We start from the raw sequence: 23,302 nt of genomic DNA, 5'->3' as shown, positions 1-23,302 counted from the left end.
GCTCGCCCATGGGTTCAGCAGTCGACCAGCTCCGGTTTCTGGTTGAGGATCTGGGCCCGCGGGGTGACGAACTCGTCGAGGGCCTTGGTGGCCGACGGGTCGAAGACGGCGACCCGGTGGCAGTTCTGGAAGGCCAGCCGTACGCCGAAGTGGCGTTCGAGCGCGCCGCGCATCGCGTCGCTCGCCAGACACCGCAGGAGCTGGCCGCGTGCCTCCTCGGACGGCGGTGGCACCTGGTTGTCGGCGAACTCGGCTCCGCTCTGCGCGCGCTCGGCGACCAGCTCGCTGATCAGCGACCACGCGTAGGGGAGTGAGTCGCGGACGCAGGCGACGAACGCGGCGTCGTCCACGTCTCCGGCTCGGGCCTGGTCCAGCAGATCGTTCGGGACGGTCAGCGACATGCTGTCTCCTCTCGAAGGGGATCGAATCTGACGTTATGTGGGAGAAGTGGGTAGCTCCAGAGGCTTGGAGGTGCGTTTTAGGGGCCGTAGACGAAGTCAGGATCGATCTGCTCGGCCAGGTCGGCTCCCGTGCGGGCGTTGGCCCACGCGCGGGCGTTGCGCAGGTGGAACTCCGCGGTCTGGCGGCCGAAGCGCGGCCAGTCCTTCTCCTGCGCGTCGAGGGTCTTGCGCAGGACGGCCAGCGCCTCGGTGTTGGCCGGCTCCAGGTCGTCGAGCGTGAAGTGGCGGCCCTGCTCCATCGCGCGCACCGCCGAGGAGTGCTCCATCCAGGTCAGCAGGTCGTCGCCCACGTGCGCGCGGAGGAACTCCACGTCGGACGGGCCGTGGACCTTGTTGCCGACCACGGCGAGCGCGACGTCGTACTTGGCGGCGTGGTCGCGGTACTGCTGGTAGACGCTCACGCCCTGCCTGGTGGGCTCGGCGACGAGGAAGGTCAGGTCGAACCGGGTGAACAGGCCGGAGGCGAAGGAGTCGGAGCCGGCGGTCATGTCGACCACGACGTATTCGCCCTGGCCGTCGATCAGGTGGTTGAGCAGCAGCTCCACCGCGCCGACCTTCGAGTGGTAGCAGGCCACGCCGAGGTCGTCGTCGTCGAACGGGCCCGTGGCCAGCAGGCGCAGGCCATGGGGGGTGGTCACGGCGTAGTCGAGCGCGGCCAGGTCGTCGAAGCCCAGCAGGCGCGAGCCGCGGCCCGGCGGGGTGGTCTTGACCATGGTCTCGGCCGAGGCGATGCGCGGGTTGTCGCCGCGCAGCAGGTCTTTGATCTCGGTGAGGTGGGCCCCGAGCGGCTCGGGCTGGGCGTCGAGGCCGAGCACCAGGGCCAGGTGCTGGTTGATGTCGGCGTCCATGACGACCACCGGGTCGCCCTGGGCCGCCACGTGCCGCGCGAACAGCGCCGAGATCGTCGTCTTCCCGCTGCCGCCCTTGCCGACGAATGCCACTCTCACGTGCGCTCCTGAAATGACGATGAAAATCGTTTCCGTTGGGCCCGTGCATCATCATGCCACACTCCGTGCTGGGGTGATGGCTGTCGGAAAGGTGAGGTTCAGCCGCAGGCGGCGTCCAGGCTGACCGGGTTCTCCGGGTCCTGGGTAGGGGCGGCGGAGTGGTGCGCGCTCGCCGACCGGTTGGCCGGGCGCTCGTCCAGGGCCTCGGAGACCTTGCGCCTGATCAGGTACCAGTCGGGCGTGACGGTGCTGATCAGCGGCGGGACGAAGCTGAGGCTCCGGATCCTGGTGTCCTTCACCTTGTCCGACAGCTCGATCAGGGCGGGCAGCAGGTCCTGGGGCACGTCGCTGGAGATGGCCCGCTTGGTGGCCGCGGCCAGCTTCTCGAAGCTCTTGAGCACGGTCATCGGATCGGCCTGCTTGGCGACCGCGTTGAGCAGGCACTTCTGGCGGCCCATGCGGACGTAGTCGTCGCTGTCGGTGCGGGACCGGCCGTACCAGAGGGCCTCCTCGCCGGACAGTTTGCGGGTGCCGGCGGGCAGCAGGCCCTCGCGGTACTTGCCGTACACGATGGGGTCCTTGACGGTGACCCGGACGCCGCCCATCGCGTCGACGATCTCGGCGAAGCCCTTCATGTCGACCATGGCGTAGTAGTTGACCGGGATGCCGAGGATGTCGCTGACGGTGCGCTTGAGCAGCGACGGGCCGCGCTTGCCCTTGCCCACGCCGGGGACCGTCTCCGGGTGGTCCTCGGCGTACTGGAAGATCTCGTTGAGCAGGCCGGGGGTGCTGGGGCCGTCGCCGGTGAAGCCGAAGGGGAAGCGGCTCCTGGCCGGGCCGTGCGGGAGCTGGACCTTCTGCAGGTTGCGCGGCAGGCCGAACAGGGTGGTGGCGCCGGTCTCGGTGTCCACGCTGGCCACCGTCATGCTGTCGGTGCGCACGCCGGGGCGGCCGGGGGCGGCGTCCGCGCCGATCAGCAGGAAGTTGACGCGCTTCGCGCCGTTCCACGGGTCCTGGGCGACGACGGGGGCGCTGCTGGTGGTGGTGGCGAAGACGTGGCTGACGACGTCGCGGGACAGGTAGGCCATGCGGGTGGCGTACGCGGTGGGGGCCAGGACGAGCGCGCAGAGGGCGGCCGCGAGCGTGGTGGTCAGGAAACGTCCGGCGGTGTCGGAGGAGTCGGGACGGACGAGCAGGAACGACCGGATGATCACGGCGGTCCACGCCAGCGCGATCCCGACCAGCGCCACGGTGAGCACCGTGAGCCAGCCGGGCTGGACCGCCAGCGACAGCAGCCGGGTGCTGAACGCGGTGAACACCGTCAGGACGCCGGCGAGCATCAGCACATAGGCCGCCATGAGGGCGATGCCCATCCGGTGACGGTGGGTGGCCAGGTGCGCCACCCCCCAGAGCGCGGCCGACGCCACCGTCAGTGCGATGCTCGCTCCTAGGCCGAATTCGCGTTGTTTCCCTGTCATGCCTGGTCAAACCCCCAATGCCAGCCCATCCAAGTCACCATAGTTATTGCGTTGCGGGCCAATTGAGGGTGAAGGGGAAGTGTTTGCTCAATTCCCGGTCAAGACCCTCTTGAGATATAACGTGTGAGTGAGCACTCGACACGGTAGCTACGGATTCGACGCACCGTGGGCCCTCGGCGGACTGCTCTTCGGGGCGATCGTCCTGCTGGCTCTCGCGGCGCTCTCCTTCGGGCTGGACATCCCCGCCGCCGGGATCGCCTTCGCCTTCGGCGGGCTCTACACGCTGGCCAGCGCGGCCAGCTACCTCTACACCACGCGCCGGGGCAAGTTCGCCGTCTGGGCCGAGCTGCTGGAGCCGCTCGAAGGCGGTGAGCGGGTGCTCGACCTCGGCTGCGGACGCGGCGCTGTGCTGCTGGCCGCCGCCGCCCGGCTCACCTCCGGACGGGCGGCCGGCGTCGACCTGTGGAGCTCGAAGGACCAGTCGGGCAACGCCGCGGCCGTCACCCTGGCCAACGCCGCGGCCGAAGGCGTCGCCGACCGGATCGAGCTGGTCACGGGCGACATGCGTGACCTGCCGTTCGAGGACGGCGCGTTCGACGTCATCGTGTCGAGCCTGGCGATCCACAACATCCCCTCCACCGAAGGCCGCCGGCGGGCGATCGGCGAGGCCCATCGGGTGCTGCGGCCCGGCGGGCTCATGCTGATCGCGGACTTCCGGCACGCGTCCGACCACGAGGACGCCCTGCGCGACCTGGGGGTGATCGACATCCGCCGGCGCGACCTGGGCGCCCGCCTGTGGTACGGCGGCCCCTGGTTCGGCACCACCCTGGTCGAGGCCAGAAAACCTGCCTTGTAGGGAACGTTTGCCGTCCGTTTACCGGGTACCCAAGTGCCCTTATGAGCGACGTGGATACCGGCACCGTAACTACCAAGGTGCCCGCACGGCTGGACCGGCTGCCGTGGTCCCGCTGGCACTGGATGATCGTCATCGGTCTCGGCACGGTATGGGTGCTCGACGGGTTGGAGGTCACCATCGTCGGCAACCTGTCCGGGCAGCTCGCCAAGCCCGGCAGCGGCCTGGACATCACCCAGGCGCAGGTCGCCGGCCTCGCCGCGGCCCTCTACGTGGCCGGGGCCTGCGTGGGGGCGCTGTTCTTCGGCTGGCTGACCGACAGGTTCGGCAGGAAGAAGCTGTTCCTGCTGACGCTCGTGGTCTACCTCGCGGCGACGCTGATGACCGCCCTGTCCTTCGACGCGTGGTGGTTCTTCCTGTTCCGCTTCATGACCGGTTTCGGCATCGGCGGCGAGTACGCGGCCATCAACTCGGCCATCGACGAGCTGATCCCGAGCCACCACCGGGGACGCATCGACATCATCATCAACGGCAGCTACTGGCTCGGCGCGGCGGGCGGCGCCCTGCTGACCGTGCCGCTGCTGAACGACCTGCCGGTCAACATCGGCTGGCGGGTGGCGTTCGGGCTGGGCGTGGTGCTCGGCCTGGCCATCCTCCTGGTGCGCAGGAACGTCCCGGAGAGCCCGCGCTGGCTGTTCATCCACGGCCGTGACCGCGAGGCCGAGCAGATCGTGGACGACATCGAACGCCAGATCGGCCGGGACCTGCCCGAGCCGCAGGAGTCGATGACCATCCACCAGCGCAGGTCGATCGGCTTCCTGAGGATCGCGCACACGATGGTCGCGCTCTACCCCAAGCGCACGGTCCTCGGGTTGTCGCTCTTCATCGGCCAGGCGTTCCTCTACAACGCGATCACCTTCGGGTACGCCCAGATCCTGACCACGTTCTTCAAGATCGACTCGCACACGGGCTACTACTTCGCGATCATCGCGGTCGGCAACTTCCTCGGCCCGCTGCTGCTCGGCAGGCTCTTCGACACCGTCGGCCGGGTCCCCATGATCTCGGCGACCTACATCGGCTCCGGGGTGCTGCTGCTCGGCACCGCCTGGCTGTTCAACCAGGGCGCGCTGACCGCGATGACGCTGACCCTCTGCTGGTCCGTGGTGCTCTTCGTGGCCTCGGCGGGGGCCAGCGCGGCGTACCTGACGGTGAGCGAGATCTTCCCCATGGAGACCCGGGCGATGGCCATCGCGTTCTTCTTCGCCATCGGCACGGCCGCCGGCGGCATCGCCGGCCCGCTCGTGTTCGCCTCGCTGGTCGAGAGCGGCGCGCCGGGCGACACGGCGCTGGCGTTCTCGATCGGCGCGATCGTGATGATCGTCGCGGGGCTGGTCGAGCTGGCCTTCGGGGTCAAGGCCGAGCGCAAGGGGCTGGAGGAGATCGCCGCGCCGCTCACCGCCGCGCGGGCCGCATGACCCGCAGCACCTGGGTGCTGTCGGCCAGGTACAGGTGCGGCACGTCCACGAACACCCGCATCGGCCCGCGGTCCAGTTCCAGGTCGCGGGCCATGGTCGCGTGCACCTCGGCGAGCGGCAGGTAGTTGAGGTAGCTGGTGAAGGCGTTCTGGGAGCGGAAGGTCGCGGTCATGGCGAGCGCGCCGTCCCGGATCCGGAACGCCACGCCGATCAGGCAGGGCACCGCGTCGTACGGCTCGCCGGGGATGGTCAGCGAGATCCACGCGCTCTTGCTGTACGGCTTGACCCGCAGCAGGTCGGCCGCCCAGGCGAGCTGCCCCCTGATCCGGGCGCCGTAGCTGTACTTGAACGGCGGCACGACCACGTCCTCGCTGAACTTCCTGCTGTACAGGGCCAGCCGCTCCGCGTCGCCGTACCGCGCGATGATCGGGTCGTCGCCCCGCACCTCGGCGATCTCGAACAGCACGGACGGCGCCTCGATCACGGGGCCGCGGTCGTCGTCGGCGAGTGTGCCCGCCGTCCAGACATGTCGCATCATCCACATCCACGCCTCCCCACATGACGCCCATGACGCAGGGCCGGGCATTCAGGTCTCCTGATCCGGGAACTCGTAGGGGTCGCGCGGGAGCCGGCGCCGCCTGGTCACGTTGCAGCGCACGTAGTAGACGGCGTAGTGGACCAGCGTGACGAGGAGGATGCCGAAGGTGAGCAGGAGCAGGCTGGGCGCCTGCCCGCACAGGCCGGTGAGGCCCACCGTCAGGTAGGCCGAGTTCGCCAGCGCCAGCGTCGTCACGTTGATCCCGGGCCAGGCCAGCGGCGCGTACGTCTCCGGGAAGCGGGGGTCGATCGGCAGGTTCGGGCTCCAGCCGAGCCGGTCCTTGAGCCTGGTGGCGTACAGCAGGCGGAAGTTGTTGATCGCGCGGGCCGTCCTGGCGTGCGCGCGGACCGCCTCGATCAGCCGCAGGAACGGCAGCACGCTGAGCACCCCGAACGCCGTGACCAGGGCGAACAGGTACCACGGCACGCGCTGCCACTCCGTGAGGCTCTGCGGGTCCACCACCTTGGCGCTGGTCAGGGCGATGGCCGCGAGGAACGGCCCCGACAACAGGCTCATGGCGAGCCTGGTCATCTTCAGTCGTTCTTCCTTCGCGGCCAGGTGGACCGCGTAGATGCCGGTGAAGTCCACGGCGGCGAGCTGGAGGAAGTGACTGGACTCAAGCCCGTCGTCCCGGATCATCATGCGAGGGGGGATCTTTCGCATGTGCGCTCCTGTAGTGCGTGACTCCAGTATTAGCGCGATTCGCCGGGTTGTGGAGGAGATTCCTACCAATTGTTCCAACAAATCTCAACTGACGCCCGTCAACTGCGACGACACCTCCGCGACGTGGTCGATGTAGGCCGTCGGGAGGCCGTACAGCAGGGCCGCGATCTCCCTGTCGTGGATCACCGGGAGGGCGGCCAGCGCGTCCGAGGCCAGGCCGCGGCAGAACTCCAGTGTGTTGGCCACCAGGTCGCCCGCGCGCAGCCGGCGCAGCGCCTCGTCCACCTGCTCGTCGCTAATGTCGCGGCCGAGCAGGTCGCCGAGATCGGTGCCGGACAGGAGCAGCGGCAGGCTGTAGACGCCCTGCCGCAGGTCGTTGCCGGCCGGCTTGCCGAGCTGGGCGCTGGAGGCGGTCAGGTCGAGCAGGTCGTCCAGCACCTGGAAGATCAGCCCGAACTTCTCGCCGTACGCCGCCACGCGCGCCCGGTCCTCGGTCGAAGCCCGCGCGCAGACGGCCGCCACCAGGCAGCCGGCCCGGAACAGCGCGGCGGTCTTGCCGGTGATCGAACGCAGCGCGCTCTCCCTGGTCCTGGCCGGGTTGAACAGGTCGCTCGTCTCCAGGTACTGGCCCTCGGCCAGCTCCACCACGGTGGCCGCGAGCACCTCGGCGACCGGCCTGGACACCGCGGTGATGGCCGCCAGACCCGCCCTGGCCAGCATGAAGTCGCCGATCACCAGGGCCTTGCCCTCGCCCAGCTCGGCGTTGAGCGTACGGGTGCCGCGCCGCTCGGTCGCCCGGTCCATGAGGTCGTCGTGCACGAGCGAGCCGGCGTGGATCAGCTCCACGCACGCGGCGGCCGTGATCACCCGGCGGTCGGGGGCCTTGCCGAGGGCGAGCGAGGTCGCCAGCGTCAGGGCCGGACGCAACCGCTTGCCTCCGGCGCTGACGATCCGCCCGGCGCCCGCGTTGATCCCCGGCAGCGCGGACGAGCCGCTGAGCCGCCTGATCCTGGCCTCGACCTTGCGCAGACCCTGGCTGACGGCGGGGCTGTTCACGAGTTGCTCCATGGGGCCAAGCCTGCTCCCGCGCCGCTGTGCCCCTCCTGAGAGACGCTGAGGACGCTCTCAGCCCTTGACCCTGACATCGTGGGAGCGGGTACGACAGGATGTCCCCCGGGCTTAGGAGGACATCATGGGAATGGCGGAGCGGGTCGAGGCGGTCCTGAAGGCCGGCACGGCGCCCAATCTGCACGGGGTCGTGGTCATGCGGGGCGGCGAGGTCGTCGTCGAGCACTACGGCGCGGGCGTCGACGAGCGGATCGGCGAGGACCCCCGGCACGCCGTCTTCGACCGCGACACGCTGCACGACGTGCGGTCGGTCACCAAGAGCGTGGTCGCGCTGCTGTACGGCGTGGCCCTGCGCGACGGGCTGGTGCCGCCGCCGGACGCCAGGCTGGTGGAGCAGTTCCCCGAATATCCGGACCTGGTGGCTGATCCGGGCCGGGCGCACCTCACCGTCGCGCACGCGCTCACCATGACGCTCGGGATCGACTGGAACGAGGACCTGCCGTACACGAGCCCGGCCAACAGCGAGATCGCGATGGAGCTCGCTCCTGACCGGTACCGGTTCGTCCTGGAACGTCCGGTGGTCGAGGAGGCCGGGAAGCGGTGGCTGTACTGCGGTGGCACCGCGGCCCTGCTCGGCGGGCTCATCGCGCGGGGGGCGGGCGAGCCGCTTGAGGAGTACGCCGCCAAGGCGCTGTTCGAGCCGCTCGGGATCACCAGGACCGAGTGGGTCAAGGGGATGGACGGCGTGGCGATGGCCGCGGCCGGGCTGCGGCTGCGGCCCCTCGACCTGGCCGCGCTCGGCCGGCTGGTGCTCGGCGGCGGGCTGGGCATCGTCCCCGAGCAGTGGGTGCGCGAGATGACGCGGCCCCGCGTCGTCATCGACGGCGACTTCCGCTACGGCTACCAGTGGTACGTGAGCACCGGCGACCGGCCGTGGACCGAGGCCATCGGGAACGGCGGCCAGCGGCTGCTCGTGCTGCCCGGCGAGGAGCTGGTCGTCGCGGTGACGGCCGGCGACTACAACGCCGAGCAGGTCAGCGCCACGGCCGTGCTGGACGCCGTCCTCGACCGCTGAGCCGCTCACGGCACCAGCAGGACGCGGCCCGTGACCGCGCGCGACTCCAGGAGGCGGTGGGCCTTCGCCGCCTCGGCCAGCGGCAGGGTCTCGTGGACGACGGCGCGGCTGCGTCCTGAGCCGAGCCGGGCCAGCATCTCGGGATAGTGCGTGCCGAACACCTGGCCGGCCCAGCCGGGGCCGCCGCAGCCGACGACGGTCACGCCGCGTTCCATCAGGTCGGCGGCCGTGACGGCGGCGGGCTCGCCGCTCAGCATGCCGTAGAACAACATCCGCCCGGTGCCGGGCACGAGCCGTTCGAGCACCCGCCGGGCCGACGCGCCGCCGATAGACTCGAAGGCCACGTCGACGTCCGGCAGCGCGTCCGGCCAGGTCGGGTCGCCGTGGTCCAGGGCCTGGTCGGCGCCCAGGTCGAGGGCCCGCTGCCGCTTGGCCGGCGAGCCCGCGGTGGCGATCACCCGGGCCGCCCCGAACTCCTTGGCGTGCGCGACCAGGTAGCCGCCGATCGTGCCGGCGCCCGCCTCGACCAGCACGGTCTCCCCGCCGCCGAGCCGCGCCCGGTGCAGCAGGGCGAGGGCGATCGCGCCGGGCGCGGCCCCGGCCAGGGCCTCCAGGGGCGTCACGTCCTCGGGGACGGGGCAGGTCAGGGCCGCGGGCATGGCCACGTACTCGGCGTAGGCGCCCAGGCCGCCGGTCACCCCCACGCGTACGGTGCCGAGCAGGCCGTCGTCCACGCCCTCGCCGATCTCGACGACCTCGCCGACCGCTTCCGCGCCGGGCACGACGGGCAGCGGCAGCGGGAACGGCAGCGCGCCCGAGCGGATCCGCGTCTCGGCGTAGCTGACGCCGATCGCCTGTGCGCGGAGGAGGACCTGGCCCGCCTCGGGGCGCGGGCGGGGCAGGTCCACCGGCCGCAGGGTCTCGGGGCCGCCGAGGGCGTCGAGCTGGATGGCGCGCATGGTTGTTCCCGTCTCTATCTGAACCGTTGGTCCAGTTAATATATGGACCGCTGGTCAAGTTTGTCCATGGGCAACAATGACCGGATGGAACGTCAAGAGCGGGCCGACGCCGCGCGCAACAGGCGGGCGATCCTGCGGGCGGCGGAGGAGCTGCTCCGCCGCCACCCGCCCGAGCAGGTCTCCGTCGAGCGGGTGGCGGTGGCCGCCGGCGTGGGCAAGGGGACGGTGTTCCACCGGTTCGGCAGCCGTACCGGGCTGATGCGGGAGCTGATGAGCGAGCGGGCCCGCGAGCTGGACAAGGCGGTGGCCGAGGGCCCGCCGCCGCTCGGCCCCGGAGCGCCGCCCGTCGAGCGGCTGGTCGCCTTCCTGGGCGCGGTGGCCGAGCTGGCGGCGCGCAACGGCAACCTGGTGGCCGCGCACGAGCACGCGGTCGCGACCAGCAGATCCGAGCCCCGGGAGACCAACCCGATCTACACCGGCTGGCACCGGCACGTCACCGCCCTGATCACCGAGGGCCGCCCCGACGTGGACGCGGACGAGATCGCGCACCTGCTGCTCGGGTCCCTGCACATGGAGCCGATCGCGAGCCGGTTGCGGGCGGGGGACAGCGCGCGGCTCGCCCGCAGCTTCGCCGCCCTCGCCGAGGGCCTGCTCGGCCGGCCCGCCCCGTAGACCTCAGGACCGGCGGGCGCCGGAGGGGCCGTCAGAGGGGGAGGGTGGTGGCGGCGGTGTGGAAGGCGGCGACGGCCGCGCGGACCGCCGGGTGGTCGCCGTAGCCGCGGCGGAAGGCCGCCCGCGTGCGGCGGCTCAGGGGCAGGCGGGTCAGCGAGACGCCGTCCGGCGGGGTGAGCGCCGCCAGCCTGGGCACGAGCGCGACGCCCTGACCGGCGGCGGCGAAGGCGAGCACGGTGTCGAAGTCGTCGATGTGATGCCGGACCCTGGGCTCGAACCCGGCCGCCTGGCAGGCCCTGATCGCCATGGTGTGGCAGAGCGTGCCCGGCTTGCCCATGATCCACGGGTCGTCGCGGGCGTCGAGGACGCGGGCCCGGTCGGTCAGGTACATCGGCTCGGTGAACAGCGGCTCGGTCTCGATGGAGGCGTCGGTGACCGGGGGCACGAAGTCGTACTCGTGCACGAGGGCGACGTCGAGCTCGCCCGCCCGCAGCGCCGCCGAGACGTCGGCGGGGTCGATCTCGGCCACCATCGGCTCCAGCCCCGGACAGTCCGCGGCCAGGCGGGCGAGCGCAGGGGGCAGCAGCACGCGGGTGGCCGTCGGGAACGCGCCGATCCGCAGGGGCCCCGACGGCCCGCCCCGGGCCGCGGCGAGCGCGGCCGAGGCGCGTTCGAGCTGTTCCAGGACGGCCTGCGCGTGCTCGACCAGCAGCAGCCCGGCCGGGGTGAGCGTGACCGTGCGCCCGGTGCGTTCCAGCAGCGGCACGCCCGCCTCCCGTTCCAGGGCGCTGAGCTGCTGCGAGACCGACGAGGGGGTGAACGTGACCGCCTCGGCCACGGCGGTGATCGTGCCGCGCCTGGCCAGCTCGCGGAGCAGGTGGAGCTTGCGTGGATCGAGCATAAGTCCATCTTAAGCTCGAACGAAGAAATCCGAACTGGACCTAACAGGTCTGCGGGCGGCAGGCTCGGAGCATGCTGAGAGGAATCCACGTACCGCTGGTCACGCCGTTCACGTCGTCGGGGGAGGTGGCCGCCGACGCGGTCGAGAAGCTCGCCCGGCAGATGCTCGACGAGGGCGCGGCCGGTCTGGTGGCGCTGGGGACGACGGCCGAGGTGGCCGCCCTCGACCCCGGCGAGCGGGCCCTGGTGGTCGAGACCTGCGTACGCGTGTGCGCCGAGCGCCGGGCGCTGCTGACCGTCGGCGTGACCGGGAACGACACCCGCACGACCGCCGCGGCGCTGCGCGAACTGCCCGCCGGGGTGGACGCGGCCCTGGTGACCGTGCCGTACTTCCTGCGGCCCGGCGAGCGCGGCGTGATCGCGCACTTCGAGGCGCTGGCCGAGGCGTCACCCGTGCCGCTGGTGATCTACCACATCCCCTACCGGACCGGCCAGGCCGTGGGCGCCGCGACGCTGCGGGCCGTCGGGGAGCACCCGAACATCGCGGGCGTCAAGTACGCCGCCGGCGGCATCGACCAGGACACGGTGGACCTTCTCGCGGACCTGCCCGACGGCTTCGAGGTGCTGGGCGGCGACGACGCGTTCGTCTCGCCGCTGCTCGCGCTCGGCGCCACCGGCGGCATCCTGGCCTCGGCGCACGTGCTGACCAGGAGCTTCGTCGAGCTGGTCGACGCCTGGCTGGCCGGCGACGTGGCCACCGCGCGTCCGCTCGGGCACCGGCTGGCCCAGGTCTCCCGCGCGCTCTTCGCCGAGCCCAACCCGACCGTGATCAAGGGCGTCCTGCACGCCAGGGGCCTCATCCCGACGCCGGACGTGCGGCTGCCGCTGCTGCCCGCCTCCGCCGCCGCGGTGTCACAGGCCGACCTGGTGGCGGTACATCCAGGCCAGTGACTCCTGGCTCGCGCCGCGCTTCAGGAACATCGGCGGCATCAGCCGACGTTCTCGGCGCCCCGCGGGTACGCCTCGTGGATCTCGGCGTCGATGCCGGCCGCCTGAAGGGCGATCGCCGTGACGGGCCCGCCGATCCCGCAGCCTATGATGAGCCTTCATGCTGGTTTCCTTTCGTTCGGCCGAACGAAATATGTGAGCGCGGGTGGCGGGATGTCCAGGGATATTTCGGAGCATCGAAAGAAATTGTTGGACGAACTGGTCGAGGCGGGCCGGGAGAGCAGCAACGCCGCGGTCATGTACCACAGCGCCATGGGCGAGCGGCTGGGCCTGGGGATGACTGAGGAGAAGACGCTCGATCTGCTCCAGCGCCTCGGGCCGCTGACCGCCGGGGAGCTGTCCCAGCACACGGGCCTCGCCCCGGCCTCCGTCAGCGGGCTGATCGACCGGCTGGAGGCCAAATGGCTGGTCCGCAGGGTGCGCGACACCAAAGACCGCCGCCGGGTCATCGTCGAGATCAACTGGGAGCGGCTGGCCGGCTTCGGCGAGCTGTTCGAGCCGTTCGTGGCCGCCATGTCCGGCCTGTACGACCGCTACACCGACGACGAGCTGGCCCTGATCGTCGACTTCCTCCGGCGGTCCACGGCCCTGCAACGGGAGGCCACCACGTCGCTGCGCACCGAATAAAGGGCTGTACACAATCCCGCTTATGGGCTACGGTGTCCGCCGATATGGGTTACTGCTTCCTGTGATTCTCACGCCCGAGGCGCATACGCGTTGAGCCGACCGCTCCGCCGCGCCTCGTACCGGTCATGTCCGCGTTGAGACAAGGAGGTGGAGCCTCTATGCGTACCGCTGCCCAATTGGCACTGAACGAGATCACCAAGCGTTACGACACCCGAATCGTCCTGGACCGGGTGTCGCTCACCGTCCGGCCCGGCGAGAAGGCCGGGGTGATCGGCGACAACGGCTCGGGCAAGTCCACGCTGCTCAGGCTCATGGCGGGCGTCGAGCGTCCGGACAACGGCGAGCTGACCGTGGTCGCGCCCGGCGGCGTGGGGCACCTGCCGCAGTCGCTGGAGCTGCCGCCGCACGCCACCGTGGCCGACGTCGTCGATCTGGCCCTGGCCGAGCTGCGCGAGATCGAGGCGCGCATGCGCGCGCTCGCCGGCACCGACCTGGACGCCTACGCCGCCGCCGTCGCCGAGTTCGAGGCGCGCGGCGGCTACGAGGCCGACACCCGGGTGGACGTCGCGCTGCACGGCCTGGGCCTGCCCGGCCTGGACCGGGACCGTCCGGTCGCGACGATGTCGGGCGGCGAGCGGTCCAGGCTCGCCCTGGCCGCGACGCTGGCCGCCGCGCCTGAGCTGCTGCTGCTCGACGAGCCGACCAACGACCTGGACGACCAGGCCGTCGCCTGGCTCGAACAGCACCTGCGCGAGCACCGCGGCACGGTCGTCGCGATCAGCCACGACCGGACGTTCCTCGACCGGGTCACCACGGTGATCCTGGAGGTCTCCGACGGGCGGGTGCGCCGCTACGGCGACGGCTACTCGGGCTACCTCGCGACCAAGGCCGCCGAACGGGCCGCGCACGTGCGGGCCCACGAGGAGTGGCGGTCCGAGCTGGCCCGGCACGCCGGGCTGGTGGCGGCCAACGCGGGGCGGATGGCGGCCATCCCGCGCGGGATGGCCAAGGCCGGGATGGGCACCGGCGCGTGGCGGGCGCGGTCGCGTACGCACGGCGCCGCCGGACGCGTCCGGCAGTCGCACGCGCGGCTGCGATGGCTCGAAGAGCACGCGGTGCCGCCGCCTCCCGTGCCGCTCCGCTTCACCGCCGCCATCACCGCCCCGCCCCCCGCCGACGCGCTCCCGCCGGATCACCCGCAGGGCGCGGGCGTCCCGGCCGACGTGTTCGGGGCGGGGCGGTCCATGGTGGTCGTGCTCGACGGGGTGCGGGTGGCGGGGCGGCTGCGGATCGACGGGCTCGCCGTACGGCGGGGGGAGCGGCTGCTCGTCACCGGGCCGAACGGCGCGGGCAAGACCACGCTCATGCGGGTGCTGGCCGGCGAGCTGCGTCCCGACGAGGGGACCGTGCGCCGGACCGGACGGGCCGGTCTGCTGCGTCAGGAGGACCGGGCGGCCCGGCTGGACCGCACCGTCCTCGCGGCCTTCGCCGAGGGACGGACGGGCAGCCCCGACGAGCACGCCGACCGGCTGCTCGGCCTGGGCCTGTTCCGGCCGGACGACCTGCGGCGGCGGCTGGCCGACCTCTCGTACGGACAGCGCCGCCGGGTCGAGCTGGCCCGCCTGGTCACCGAACCGGTGGACCTGCTGCTGCTCGACGAGCCGACCAACCACCTGTCGCCGATGCTGGTGGAGCAGCTTGAGGAGGCGCTGGCCCACTACGAGGGCGCGCTGGTGGTCGTCACCCACGACCGCCGCCTGCGCGCCGCCTTCACCGGCACCCACCTGGAGCTCGCACCCGCCCCGCCCAGCGAGCGGGCCCGCTGAGGGCCGGGCCCGCTCCCCTCAGGGATCGGGCCTGACGGGCGCGGTCAGCGGTCCGACTCCCTGATGGCCGTGCCCACCTCGCTCACCCGGTCGGCGAGGAGGCCGAGGGCGCCCACGGCCCTGGTCATCGGGTCGTCGCCGGAGCCGCCGAGCGCCCTGGCCCGGAGGAAGGCCGCCTTGATCTCCGCCCAGCGCGCCGCCTGGGCGGCGGTGAGGCGGCCGCGCAGCTCGGCCAGCTTGAGCAGGTTGGCCTCGGCGTCCTGGGTGAGGGTCTGCGCCTCGCCCAGGTAGTGGTCGTCGATCACCGCCTCCAGCTCCTCGTCGTTCATGGCGGGCACGATGCGCTCGGCCAGCTTGTTCATGTTCCGGTACGACCCCTGCAACCGGTACGGCGGCTCGGTCCTGGACGCCTCCGCCTGGGACGCCGACGCGATGTAGGCCGCGTTGTTGGCCAGCACCACCTCCTGCGCCCGCACCAGCTTGCCCAGCACGCCGAGCACCTGCTCCAGCTCGGCCTTGCCGTACGGGTGCCGGAGCTGGTCAGGCCGGACGGCCGGGTCGCCCTTGGCCAGGCGCACCAGGAGCTCGACGTCGGCCCGGTCGCGGCCCGAGAGGGGGGCGAGCACCGGGTTGGAGGTCAGCGCGTTGTCCACGTAGCTCAGCGCGAACAGCTCGTCCTTGCCGGAGAGCACGTCGCCCAGGTTCCACACGTCGGCGCGGTTGGCCAGCATGTCCGGGATGCGGAAGCGCTGTCCGGACTCGGTGTACGGGTTGCCCGCCATGCACACCGCGAAGCGCTTCCCGCGCAGGTCGTACGTGCGGGTCCGGCCGTTCCAGACGCCCTCGATGCGGCGCTGGGCGTCGCACAGCGAGATGAACTTCTGCAGCAGCTCCGGCGAGGTGTGCTGGATGTCGTCCAGGTAGAGCAGGGTGTTGTTGCCGCTCTCCAGCGCGAAGGAGATCTTCTCGACCTCCTGCCTGGCCGTGGCGTCGGGCGCGTCGGCCGGGTCGAGCGAGGTGACGCCGTGGCCGAGCGCCGGGCCGTTCACCTTGACGAAGACCAGGCCGAGGCGGCTGGCGACGTACTCCATCAGCGTGGTCTTGCCGTAGCCGGGCGGTGAGATGAGCAGCAGCAGGCCCATCTGGTCGGTGCGCTTGCCCGCGCCCGCCGCGCCGAGCTGCTTGGCCAGGTTGTCGCCGATCAGCGGCAGGTAGACCTCGTCCAGCAGCCGGTTGCGGACGAACGCGCTCATGACCTTGGGCCGGTACTCCTCCAGGCGCAACCGGCGGCGTTCCTGCTCGATCAGCTCGTTGCGGCGGCGCTGGTAGGCCCGGTAGGCCGGGACCCGGTCCTGCCTGAAGGCGCGCGCCCTGGTCAGCAGCTCGTCGAGCCTGACCCGCAGCCTGCGGTCCTGCACGCGCGGATGCGCGCCGAGCAGCCCCTCGACGGTCTCCTCGACGGCGGCGCCGGAGTCGTGCCGCGGCAGGTCGCACAGGAGCACGGCGACGGCCTCGGCCACCTCGGGGCCCTGCCGGTAGGCGCCGATCCAGGCGTGGGCGAGCTGCAGCCGCTCGGGCAGGGGGAGCCCGGCCAGCTCCTCCTCGAACTCGCGGGTCCTGGCCGGGCCGAGCGCCTGCCTGAAGCCGTCGAGGAGGTCGCGCGCCGCCTTGCCGGTCACGAAGCCCGACGGCGTCGCGCCCAGCTCCTCGACCAGGTACTCGCCGGCCAGCGCGGCCGTGCTCTGCCCGGCGTCCCGGCCGGTGTCTTGGCCGGTGTCGTGGCCGGTGTCGTGGGCGGTGTCGTGGCCGGGGGAGAAGGCGGCGATCCGGCCGCCGAGCTCGGCGGCCAGCGCCTCCAGGGCGGGCGTCCGGCCGAAGACCGCGCGGGCGCGGACCAGGGAGGCGGCCCTGGTGGCCAATGTTTTACGTGAAACCTCGTCCGTGCCGAAGGCCCAGAAGAGCTGCGCCGCCGCGCGGGCCTCGGGCGGGTAGCGCAGCAGGCCGGCGCCCTCGCGCAGGCGGACCAGGCTCTCCAGGACGAGGATCGCGTCGTGGTCGTGCACGCCGCGCTCGTAGCCCTCGTCGTAGCGCTGCTCGGCGGCCTGGCGTACCAGGTCGGCCAGGGGAGCGCCGGGCTCCGCGGAGTCCAGGAGCGAGGCGGCCAGGTGCTCGGCCCGGTACATCTCCGGCGTCTCCGACACCAGCAGCTGCTCCCAGAACGGCCGCGTGTCGGCGAACGACGCCGGCACGGGCGCGCGGTAGTCGGTGCCCGTGATCGCGAAGTGCATCTCGCCGTCGTGCGGGACCAGCGTCAGGTCGATCGGCTGGGTGTTGACGGCGAACAGGTGACGGCCGAGGCGCAGCGTCTCGCCGCCGTCGGTGAACAGGTCCAGCCGGTCCCGCAGGGCGCGGCCGGCCTCCTGCTGGGCCGCCTTGACCCGGCCGTCCAGCTCCTCGGCCCGGACGGCGTCGCCCAGGGAGCGCAGCTCGGCCGCCGCCGTACGGACCCTGCCGACCATCGGATCAGTGGCGAAGTACGTGTTGACCTCGTCCATCGACCCCAGCGACGCCAGCCGCCTCGTCACGCTGCCCAGGATGCGCTCGGCCGAGGCGAAGACCCGGTCGGCCCGCCGGGCCAGGCCGTCGAGCTGGGTCTGCTTCCTGGCCGAGAACGCCTCGTAGACCTCGTCCCGCTTGCCCGCGAGCTGGGCGGCGAAGTCGTCGAACTCGCCGAACCGCGCCTCCAGGTTCTCCACCTGGAGCATCAGGCGGCCGAGCTGCTCGTCGCACTTGTCCGGCGTGTCGGCCATCGCCAGCGCCCCCGAGACGGCCTGCCCGAACAGGGCGAACTCGGCGGCGAAGGCCGCGCGCCCCTCCGAGCCGAGCAGCTCGCGCCGCCGCCCGTCGAGCACGGCCCGCGCCCGGTTCACCCCGGCCAGCACCTCGGCGATCCGGCCCAGGATCGACGTGCGGACCGTGGCGTCGGCGATCTCCAGCGAGCCGACGACCTCCGTCACCACCTCCAGGCCCTCCGCCTGCTCGGCCAGCCGGTCGGCGACGGGCGCGGCCTCGGCCACGGTCGCGATCGCGGCAGCGTCGGCGGCCAGCCGTTCGACCGCCACGTGGTAGGCGGTGAACGCCTCCGCGCCCTCCAGGAAGGCGACCGCGCGCCGGCCGGTCGCGGCCAGCTCCGCGGTCACGGCGGCGGACAGCTCGTCCAGGCGGGCGAGGTCCAGGTAGCGGACGTCGCGCAGGGTCACCAGGCGGCCCTGCTGCCTGCGCAGTCCGGCCAGCGTGGTGACCCAGGCGTCGGCGGTGGCGGGGGTGTCGGCGGCGGCCGCGCGTACCAGGTGGGCGGTCTCCTCGGCGGCCGCGGCCAGGGCGTCGGCGGCCTGGCGGGTGAGCTGCTCGACGTTCTCGTACTCGTCGAGCACCTGCTCGGCGGTGGCGCGCATGTCGGCGAGCGGCTCGGCGAGCCCGTGCTCGCCGAGCCAGTGGTAGGAGTCGGCGGCGCGGGTGCAGGCGGCGATCAGCGCCTCGAACGTGGCCTCCGACGCCGCCATCTCCTCGACCATGCGGGCCACGGACAGGCAGTCGGAGATGCCGCGCACCAGCTCGGCGTTGCCGATGCGCTCCAGGGGACCGGTCCCGGCGGGCTGGGCGGCGGCGTAGGTGTCGGACACGTACGGCGTCTGCCACACCTGCATCGGATGGACCCGGGTCGGCTCCTCGGAGAGGGCGCGGAAGACCACCATCGTGCCGTCGTCGAACAGGGAGTACCCGTGGCAGACGATGGGGTTGGCCACCTCCTTCCTGATCACGTTGTACGGCAGCAGCAACGAGCGGCCGTCGCCGCGGGCGTGGAAGACGTACAGGACGTCCTCGCCGTTGGGCGAGCGCACGACCCGCTCGAACTCCAGGTCCGCCACGTCCGTGTCGAAGGTCTTGCTGATCCCGGTGGCCAGGTAGTAGCCGCCCGGGAAGATCAGCCCCTGGTCCTCGGGCAGCCGCTGGCAGGACTGGCCGATGCCGTCGAGCCTGGTCACCGCCTTGGTACGGGTGTTGAACACCAGATGCCGCCAGTCCGGCTCCTTGTACGGCCTGATCCGCATGAGGACGAGCGGCCCGACCCTGGCGTACTCGACGTCGGCGTCGGCCAGCGACTGGAGGCGTTCGGTGACCGGCTCGGAGTAGACGCCCGCGCCGGTCTCGGTGTTGTTCTCGACCTTGATGGTGAGGTCGCCGCCGATCGTCTCGACGAAGACCTCGCCCTCGATGGAGATGTGCGGATGGCGGCCGAGGACGTGGTCGTCGCGGGTGGTCGGCGTCCACTCGAAGTCGTGGGACGGGGGGAAGACGTGGTCCCGCTCCCCCCTGTTATCCAGATATTTCGGGACACCGCCGTTGCTGACCGTCCACCTGAGCACCCGCGTGTCCGCCGGGCCCGTCCGGAACACCGCCAGCAGTTTGCCCTCGACCCGGCGCAGCTGCTGGAGCCTGGTCTCCTTGTAGTACCGGTACAGCTCGGCGAAGTCCTTCCTGAACGCCGGCTCCTCCAGCGTCTCCAGCTTCCCCGTCTCGAACGTGAACGCGTCCCCGTCCCTGGTGAAGCGGTGCACGGCGAACACGTCGGCCACGGTCGTCTCCGGCTTGAGCCCGATGAAGACGTTGTAGCCGAACAACATCACCTCGCCCAGCGAGACGATGTCCCTCGGGACGCAGTTGTTCTCGGTCCTGATCCGCTCGGTGCCGAGCAGGCGCAGCTCCGCGCCGCCGAAGACGCGCAGCCGCTGCCCGTTGACCTCCTCCGCCGCCACCGCGAGGGCCTTGGCCTGCGCCTGGAGACGGTTCCGCAGAACCTCGTAGGTCCCGGCTTCCAGCTCGGTGGTGCTCACGTCAGCCCTTCGCCGCCGCCAGCGCGGCCACGGGGGAGTCGGCCACGCCCAGCCGGCGCGCTGTCTCCAGCAGCTCGCCGAGCGCCGTCGACTGCGGGCCGCCGTCCTGGATGAGCCGCATGAGCAGGGCCGAGACGGTCAGGTTCTTGATGTCCTCGGTGCGCACCCCGCCGACCACGCTCGCGATGTCCGCCGCCAGGCTGGCCGTCCCGTTGAGGTACGGCGCCGCGAGGGCACTCGCGACGTTCGAGTGGCCGACGAAGCCGTCCACCGCCTTGCCCGTGGTGATCGAGCCGACCACCTTGTCGAAGAACATCGTGTCGCCGCCGACGATGTCGATGTTGGCCTTGGCCAGCCCCGCCGCCAGCACGCTGGCCTGCGACTCGGCCACCTGGCGGGTGACGTCGATGTGCTTGAGCCTGATCTCCTTGTCGGCCTCCAGGCGCAGGCGGTACTCCTCGTGGCCCCGGCTGGCCTCGTCCAGGGCGGCCATCGCGGCGGCCTTCTGGGTCAGGCCCTCGGCCTCGGCCTTCAGCTTCTCGCCGATCGCGGTGGCGCCGGCCAGCGCCATGGCCTGCTCGCCCTCGGCCTGCGCCTTGAGCCGGTCGCCCTCGATCAGCGCCATGGCCCGCGCGCCCTCGGCCTCGGCCCGCAGCCTCTCGCCCAGGGACAGGGCCTCGGCGCGGCCGACCTTCTCGATGGCGTCCGCGTCGCGCTCCTTGACCTGCACCTGCGCCAGCCCGGCCGCGGCGGACTCGGCCTGCACGCCCTCCGCGAGCCGGATCTTGGCCCGCGCCTCCAGCTCCGCGGCCTGCTGCCGGGCCTCGGCCAGCACCAGCTCCTCGCGGGCCCTGAACTTCGAGGCCGCCTCGGCGGCCTCGGCCGCCTTGATGTCCTTGACCAGGTTCTCCTGCGCCTCGGCCTCGGCCGCGATGATCACCTGCTGACGGGTGCGCTCGGCCTCCTCGACCACCCGCAGCCGCTTGATGCTCTCCTCCTGCTCGGCCACGGTCTTGTCGACCGCGATGCGCTCCCGGATGACCTCGGCGATCGACCGCTTCTCGGTCTCGACCTCCTTGTCCTTGGCGATGCGCGACAGCTCGGTCTCCCGCTCGCGGGCGATGACCTCCAGCAGGCGGTCCTTCTCGATGCGCTCGCTCTCGATCGCGATCACCCGCTCGCGGTTCTTCTCGGCGACCGCCACCTCGCGGGCCTGGTTCTCCCGCTGCACGCCGATCTGCTCGTCGGTCTTGATGCCGGCCGTCTGCGCACGCAGCCGCTCCTCGGCCTGCACGCGGGCGATCTCCGCCTCCTCGCGGGCCTTGACGGTCTCGATCTCGCGGCGCTGCTTGAGCTCGGCGTCGGCCTGGCGGCGCTGGAGCTCCAGGATGGCCTCGCGGGCGTCCACGTTCTGGCGGGTGATCTCCTTCTCCTCGGCCCGCTGGAACTCGTTGGTCCGTACGTGCTCCAGCGCGGTCAGCTCGGTGATCTTCCTGATGCCCTGGGCGTCCAGGATGTTGCTGGAGTCGAGCTGGGTGAGCGCGGTCTGCTCCAGGTAGTCGATGGCGGCGTCTTCGAGGCTGTAGCCGTTCAGGTCGGTGCCGATGAGCCGGATGATCTCGTCGCGGAACTCGTCCCGCTTGGTGTAGAGGTCGACGAAGTCGAGGTGCTTGCCGGCCGTCTTCAGCGCCTCGGAGAACTTGGCGCTGAACAGCTCCTGGAGGGTGTTCTCGTCGCTGGCCCGCGCGGTGCCGATGGCCTGGGCGACCTTGATGACGTCCTCGGCGGTCTTGTTCACCCGGACGAAGAACGTGATCTTGATGTCGGCCCTGATGTTGTCCCGGCAGATCAGCCCCTCACGGCCGGTACGCGTGATCTCGATGGTCTTCACCGAGATGTCCATGGTCTCGGCCTTGTGGACGACCGGCAGCACGATGGCGCCGGTGAACGTCACGTCCACCTTGTTGACCTTCGACACGATCAGCGCCTTGCCCTGTTCCACCTTGCGGAAAAGGCGGCCGATGATGACCAGCAGGCCAATCACGATGACCAGGACGACGGCGAGAAATACGCCGAAGCCCGTGGAGATGACGTCCATCAGATCTCGCTTTCGTAGGGCATGACCCAGAAGAATTCGCCGTCTTTGTCGTATTCGAAGATGAGTGCTTTGTCGCCGCGGCCCAGGCGGTCCCGTCCGGTCGTCCGGACCTGGACGACCGCGGTCGAGCCGTCCTCGGCGGTGACCTCGGCCTGGCCGAAGTCGGCGGTGGCGGCGCCGGTGCGGATGACGCACGGGCGGCCCACGAGGTCGCCGCGCGAGTGCTGCCCGCCGTCCTGGAAAGCCCTGCGCAGCGGCCCGATCAGGGCGCGCGTGGCGAGCCAGCCGCCCGCCGCCGCGGCGAAGGGCACGGCGGCCAGCGCGGCGTCCGGCAGCACCTGGCCGCCGACCAGACTCAGCAGCCACGCGACCGCCACCAGCAGGGAGATGACGATCCCGGCGGGGACGCCCCCGAATCCCAGCCATGGCGCGTCGTGGTCGAGGTCCAGCAGGCCCGCGATGACGGCCAGCCAATAAGCCAGGACCGCCGCGAGGAGGAAAGTGAAAATGACGGTCGGAAAGCCCAGAGCGGCGTGGAAGAACTCGGTCATCAGCCCTCGGTTTGCCCCATCCCCCGGTGTGTCCTGACGGACTATATACATATAAAGCGCGACTAAAGCGGAAAGTTCCCGACTTCATATCGAAAGTTAGCCGACTTGACCTCAAGGGCGGTTGAGGTAGCACGCTCGACGGCATGACTGACGTGATGAGGGCGGCGGCGTTCGCCGAGCCGGGCGGCCCCGAGGTGCTGAAGGTGATGGAGGTGCTCGCGCCGCAGGCGGGCCCGGGACAGGTGCGCGTCCGCGTGCGGGCGGCCGGGGTGCAGCCGTTCGACACGGCCGTACGGGCGGGGTGGCTGCCGCCGTACCTGGGGGACGTGCCGTGGCCGCGCATCCCGGGCAACGAGTTCGCCGGCGTGGTCGACCAGGTGGGCGAGGGGGTCGCCGGGGTGTCGGCCGGGGACGAGGTGCTCGGCTTCTCGCGCCTGTTCGCCTACGCCGAGTACATCGTGGTCCCGGCGGCCGACGTGGCCCCCAAGCCCGCCGGGACGCCCTGGGAGGTGGCCGGCGGGCTGACCTCCGGCGTGCAGACGGCCGAGCTGGCCCTCGACGCCTTGGCGGTCGGCGCCGGCGAGACGCTGCTCGTGCACGGCGCGGCCGGGTCCGTGGGCACGGCGGCCGTGCAGATCGCCCGCATGCGCGGCGCCACGGTGATCGGCACCGCCCGCCAGGCCAACCACGACCACCTGCGCGACCTCGGCGCGATCCCGGTCGCCTACGGTGACGGGCTCGCCGACCGGGTCCGCGCGCTCGCCCCCGGCGGCGTGCACGCGGCCCTCGACGGCGCCGGCGGCCACGCCCTGGAGGTCTCGCTCGACCTGGTCGCCGACCGCGGGCGCATCGTCACGCTGGTCGAGCACGGCCGGGCGGCCGAGCTGGGCGTCAGGGTCGTCCAGGGCGAGCGCACGGCCGAACGGCTCGGCCGGTACGCCGCCCTGTACGCCGAGGGCCGCTTCGCCTTCCCGGTGCGGCGGACGTATCGGCTGGAGGAGGCCGCCGACGCCCACCGCGAGATCGAGACCGGCCACGGCCGGGGGAAGGTCGTCCTGGTGACGGACTGAGGTCCGCCCCGAATCCCCGGACGGGCCGGTTCGGACGGCGTTCCTGTGACGCCGGCCGAGCCGGCCCGCCTTCGCGGT

General features: G+C 71.8%; 19 protein-coding genes. 8 read left to right on the top strand and 11 right to left on the bottom strand.

The window, feature by feature from the left end; all coding sequences use genetic code 11:
- Nucleotides 1-14 precede the first annotated feature (14 nt).
- The 3 genes from ACIBQ6_RS15405 to ACIBQ6_RS15395 all read right to left on the bottom strand — a co-directional run bounded on the left by ACIBQ6_RS15405 (nt 15) and on the right by ACIBQ6_RS15395 (nt 2,781).
- Complete coding sequence (locus ACIBQ6_RS15405) at nt 15-401, bottom strand: SCO5389 family protein (RefSeq protein ID WP_358291377.1); 387 nt, start codon at nt 399-401, stop codon at nt 15-17.
- A 77-nt stretch (nt 402-478) separates the two neighbouring features.
- Entirely contained in the window at nt 479-1,408 is a 930-nt protein-coding gene (locus ACIBQ6_RS15400) for an ATP-binding protein (RefSeq protein WP_397212497.1), read from the bottom strand.
- Nucleotides 1,409-1,506: 98 nt separating this feature from the next.
- The gene (locus ACIBQ6_RS15395; RefSeq protein ID WP_397212495.1) at nt 1,507-2,781 is read right to left on the bottom strand and encodes an LCP family protein; all 1,275 of its coding nucleotides are present in this window, start codon (nt 2,779-2,781) and stop codon (nt 1,507-1,509) included.
- 232 nt (nt 2,782-3,013) lie between these two features.
- Here ACIBQ6_RS15395 and ACIBQ6_RS15390 point away from each other — a divergent pair, with 232 nt between their 5' ends.
- Nucleotides 3,014-3,742 carry a class I SAM-dependent methyltransferase gene (locus tag ACIBQ6_RS15390; protein WP_397212493.1) on the top strand — a complete coding sequence of 243 codons (729 nt, stop codon included), beginning with the start codon at nt 3,014-3,016 and terminating at the stop codon, nt 3,740-3,742.
- 41 nt (nt 3,743-3,783) lie between these two features.
- A complete protein-coding gene (locus tag ACIBQ6_RS15385) occupies nt 3,784-5,214 on the top strand; it encodes an MFS transporter (protein ID WP_358291383.1) in 1,431 nt (476 codons plus the stop codon).
- On the opposite strand, the gene ACIBQ6_RS15380 is transcribed toward ACIBQ6_RS15385, so the two are convergent.
- The 3 genes from ACIBQ6_RS15380 to ACIBQ6_RS15370 form a co-directional block, all read right to left on the bottom strand.
- Entirely contained in the window at nt 5,192-5,752 is a 561-nt protein-coding gene (locus tag ACIBQ6_RS15380) for a hypothetical protein (RefSeq protein ID WP_358291385.1), read from the bottom strand. The two genes, ACIBQ6_RS15385 and ACIBQ6_RS15380, sit on opposite strands and share 23 nt — an antisense overlap.
- A 48-nt stretch (nt 5,753-5,800) precedes the next feature.
- Entirely contained in the window at nt 5,801-6,475 is a 675-nt protein-coding gene (locus ACIBQ6_RS15375) for a hypothetical protein (protein ID WP_358291387.1), read from the bottom strand.
- 84 nt (nt 6,476-6,559) lie between these two features.
- Entirely contained in the window at nt 6,560-7,543 is a 984-nt protein-coding gene (locus tag ACIBQ6_RS15370) for a polyprenyl synthetase family protein (RefSeq protein ID WP_397212490.1), read from the bottom strand.
- A 124-nt stretch (nt 7,544-7,667) separates the two neighbouring features.
- Here ACIBQ6_RS15370 and ACIBQ6_RS15365 point away from each other — a divergent pair, with 124 nt between their 5' ends.
- On the top strand, nt 7,668-8,618 hold the full coding sequence (locus ACIBQ6_RS15365; protein WP_358291391.1) for a serine hydrolase: 951 nt from the start codon (nt 7,668-7,670) through the stop codon (nt 8,616-8,618).
- 5 nt (nt 8,619-8,623) lie between these two features.
- On the opposite strand, the gene ACIBQ6_RS15360 is transcribed toward ACIBQ6_RS15365, so the two are convergent.
- Nucleotides 8,624-9,577, bottom strand: a complete 954-nt coding sequence (locus ACIBQ6_RS15360; RefSeq protein WP_397212488.1) for a zinc-binding alcohol dehydrogenase family protein — start codon at nt 9,575-9,577, stop codon at nt 8,624-8,626.
- An 84-nt stretch (nt 9,578-9,661) separates the two neighbouring features.
- On the opposite strand from ACIBQ6_RS15360, the gene ACIBQ6_RS15355 reads away from it, so the two are divergent.
- Nucleotides 9,662-10,249, top strand: coding sequence for a helix-turn-helix domain-containing protein (locus tag ACIBQ6_RS15355; protein ID WP_358291395.1), 588 nt, complete (start codon nt 9,662-9,664; stop codon nt 10,247-10,249).
- A gap of 31 nt (nt 10,250-10,280) precedes the next feature.
- Here ACIBQ6_RS15355 and ACIBQ6_RS15350 read toward each other — a convergent pair whose 3' ends face one another.
- Nucleotides 10,281-11,150, bottom strand: a complete 870-nt coding sequence (locus ACIBQ6_RS15350) for a LysR family transcriptional regulator (RefSeq protein ID WP_397212486.1) — start codon at nt 11,148-11,150, stop codon at nt 10,281-10,283.
- Nucleotides 11,151-11,221: 71 nt separating this feature from the next.
- Here ACIBQ6_RS15350 and ACIBQ6_RS15345 point away from each other — a divergent pair, with 71 nt between their 5' ends.
- From ACIBQ6_RS15345 to ACIBQ6_RS15335, 3 genes are all read left to right on the top strand, one after another.
- Nucleotides 11,222-12,100 (top strand): 4-hydroxy-tetrahydrodipicolinate synthase family protein, encoded by an 879-nt coding sequence (locus tag ACIBQ6_RS15345; protein ID WP_387671679.1) that lies wholly within the window; start codon nt 11,222-11,224, stop codon nt 12,098-12,100.
- Between the two features lie 243 nt (nt 12,101-12,343).
- On the top strand, nt 12,344-12,784 hold the full coding sequence (locus ACIBQ6_RS15340; RefSeq protein WP_358291403.1) for a MarR family transcriptional regulator: 441 nt from the start codon (nt 12,344-12,346) through the stop codon (nt 12,782-12,784).
- Between the two features lie 158 nt (nt 12,785-12,942).
- Complete coding sequence (locus ACIBQ6_RS15335) at nt 12,943-14,610, top strand: ABC-F family ATP-binding cassette domain-containing protein (RefSeq protein WP_397212483.1); 1,668 nt, start codon at nt 12,943-12,945, stop codon at nt 14,608-14,610.
- Nucleotides 14,611-14,654: 44 nt separating this feature from the next.
- Here the strand turns inward: ACIBQ6_RS15335 and ACIBQ6_RS15330 are convergent, their stop codons facing one another.
- The 3 genes from ACIBQ6_RS15330 to ACIBQ6_RS15320 are packed head-to-tail and all read right to left on the bottom strand — an operon-like array spanning nt 14,655 to nt 22,154.
- Nucleotides 14,655-19,505 carry a DNA repair ATPase gene (locus ACIBQ6_RS15330; RefSeq protein WP_397212481.1) on the bottom strand — a complete coding sequence of 1,617 codons (4,851 nt, stop codon included), beginning with the start codon at nt 19,503-19,505 and terminating at the stop codon, nt 14,655-14,657.
- A gap of 1 nt (nt 19,506) precedes the next feature.
- Nucleotides 19,507-21,603 carry a flotillin family protein gene (locus ACIBQ6_RS15325; RefSeq protein WP_397212479.1) on the bottom strand — a complete coding sequence of 699 codons (2,097 nt, stop codon included), beginning with the start codon at nt 21,601-21,603 and terminating at the stop codon, nt 19,507-19,509.
- On the bottom strand, nt 21,603-22,154 hold the full coding sequence (locus ACIBQ6_RS15320; protein WP_397212477.1) for a hypothetical protein: 552 nt from the start codon (nt 22,152-22,154) through the stop codon (nt 21,603-21,605). Before ACIBQ6_RS15320 ends, ACIBQ6_RS15325 begins: the two co-directional genes overlap by 1 nt.
- A gap of 155 nt (nt 22,155-22,309) precedes the next feature.
- Here ACIBQ6_RS15320 and ACIBQ6_RS15315 point away from each other — a divergent pair, with 155 nt between their 5' ends.
- Nucleotides 22,310-23,224, top strand: coding sequence for an NADP-dependent oxidoreductase (locus tag ACIBQ6_RS15315; protein ID WP_397212839.1), 915 nt, complete (start codon nt 22,310-22,312; stop codon nt 23,222-23,224).
- The last annotated feature ends 78 nt before the right edge of the window (nt 23,225-23,302 follow it).

It is taken from the genome of Nonomuraea sp. NPDC049655, assembly GCF_044465465.1.
In the GTDB taxonomy this organism is placed as follows: domain Bacteria; phylum Actinomycetota; class Actinomycetes; order Streptosporangiales; family Streptosporangiaceae; genus Nonomuraea.
This window is presented reverse-complemented; position numbering and strand designations above follow the sequence as displayed.

Excerpts from the sequence above, each read along its gene's own strand:
- ACIBQ6_RS15405 (WP_358291377.1), bottom strand. The coding sequence starts at position 401 with ATGTCGCTGACCGTCCCGAACGATCTGCTGGACCAGGCCCGAGCCGGA.
- ACIBQ6_RS15395 (WP_397212495.1), bottom strand. The coding sequence starts at position 2,781 with ATGGGCATCGCCCTCATGGCGGCCTATGTGCTGATGCTCGCCGGCGTC.
- ACIBQ6_RS15385 (WP_358291383.1), top strand. The coding sequence starts at position 3,784 with ATGAGCGACGTGGATACCGGCACCGTAACTACCAAGGTGCCCGCACGG.
- ACIBQ6_RS15380 (WP_358291385.1), bottom strand. The coding sequence starts at position 5,752 with ATGATGCGACATGTCTGGACGGCGGGCACACTCGCCGACGACGACCGC.
- ACIBQ6_RS15375 (WP_358291387.1), bottom strand. The coding sequence starts at position 6,475 with ATGCGAAAGATCCCCCCTCGCATGATGATCCGGGACGACGGGCTTGAG.
- ACIBQ6_RS15370 (WP_397212490.1), bottom strand. The coding sequence starts at position 7,543 with ATGGAGCAACTCGTGAACAGCCCCGCCGTCAGCCAGGGTCTGCGCAAG.
- ACIBQ6_RS15365 (WP_358291391.1), top strand. The coding sequence starts at position 7,668 with ATGGGAATGGCGGAGCGGGTCGAGGCGGTCCTGAAGGCCGGCACGGCG.
- ACIBQ6_RS15360 (WP_397212488.1), bottom strand. The coding sequence starts at position 9,577 with ATGCGCGCCATCCAGCTCGACGCCCTCGGCGGCCCCGAGACCCTGCGG.
- ACIBQ6_RS15355 (WP_358291395.1), top strand. The coding sequence starts at position 9,662 with ATGGAACGTCAAGAGCGGGCCGACGCCGCGCGCAACAGGCGGGCGATC.
- ACIBQ6_RS15350 (WP_397212486.1), bottom strand. The coding sequence starts at position 11,150 with ATGCTCGATCCACGCAAGCTCCACCTGCTCCGCGAGCTGGCCAGGCGC.
- ACIBQ6_RS15345 (WP_387671679.1), top strand. The coding sequence starts at position 11,222 with ATGCTGAGAGGAATCCACGTACCGCTGGTCACGCCGTTCACGTCGTCG.
- ACIBQ6_RS15335 (WP_397212483.1), top strand. The coding sequence starts at position 12,943 with ATGCGTACCGCTGCCCAATTGGCACTGAACGAGATCACCAAGCGTTAC.
- ACIBQ6_RS15325 (WP_397212479.1), bottom strand. The coding sequence starts at position 21,603 with ATGGACGTCATCTCCACGGGCTTCGGCGTATTTCTCGCCGTCGTCCTG.
- ACIBQ6_RS15320 (WP_397212477.1), bottom strand. The coding sequence starts at position 22,154 with ATGACCGAGTTCTTCCACGCCGCTCTGGGCTTTCCGACCGTCATTTTC.
- ACIBQ6_RS15315 (WP_397212839.1), top strand. The coding sequence starts at position 22,310 with ATGAGGGCGGCGGCGTTCGCCGAGCCGGGCGGCCCCGAGGTGCTGAAG.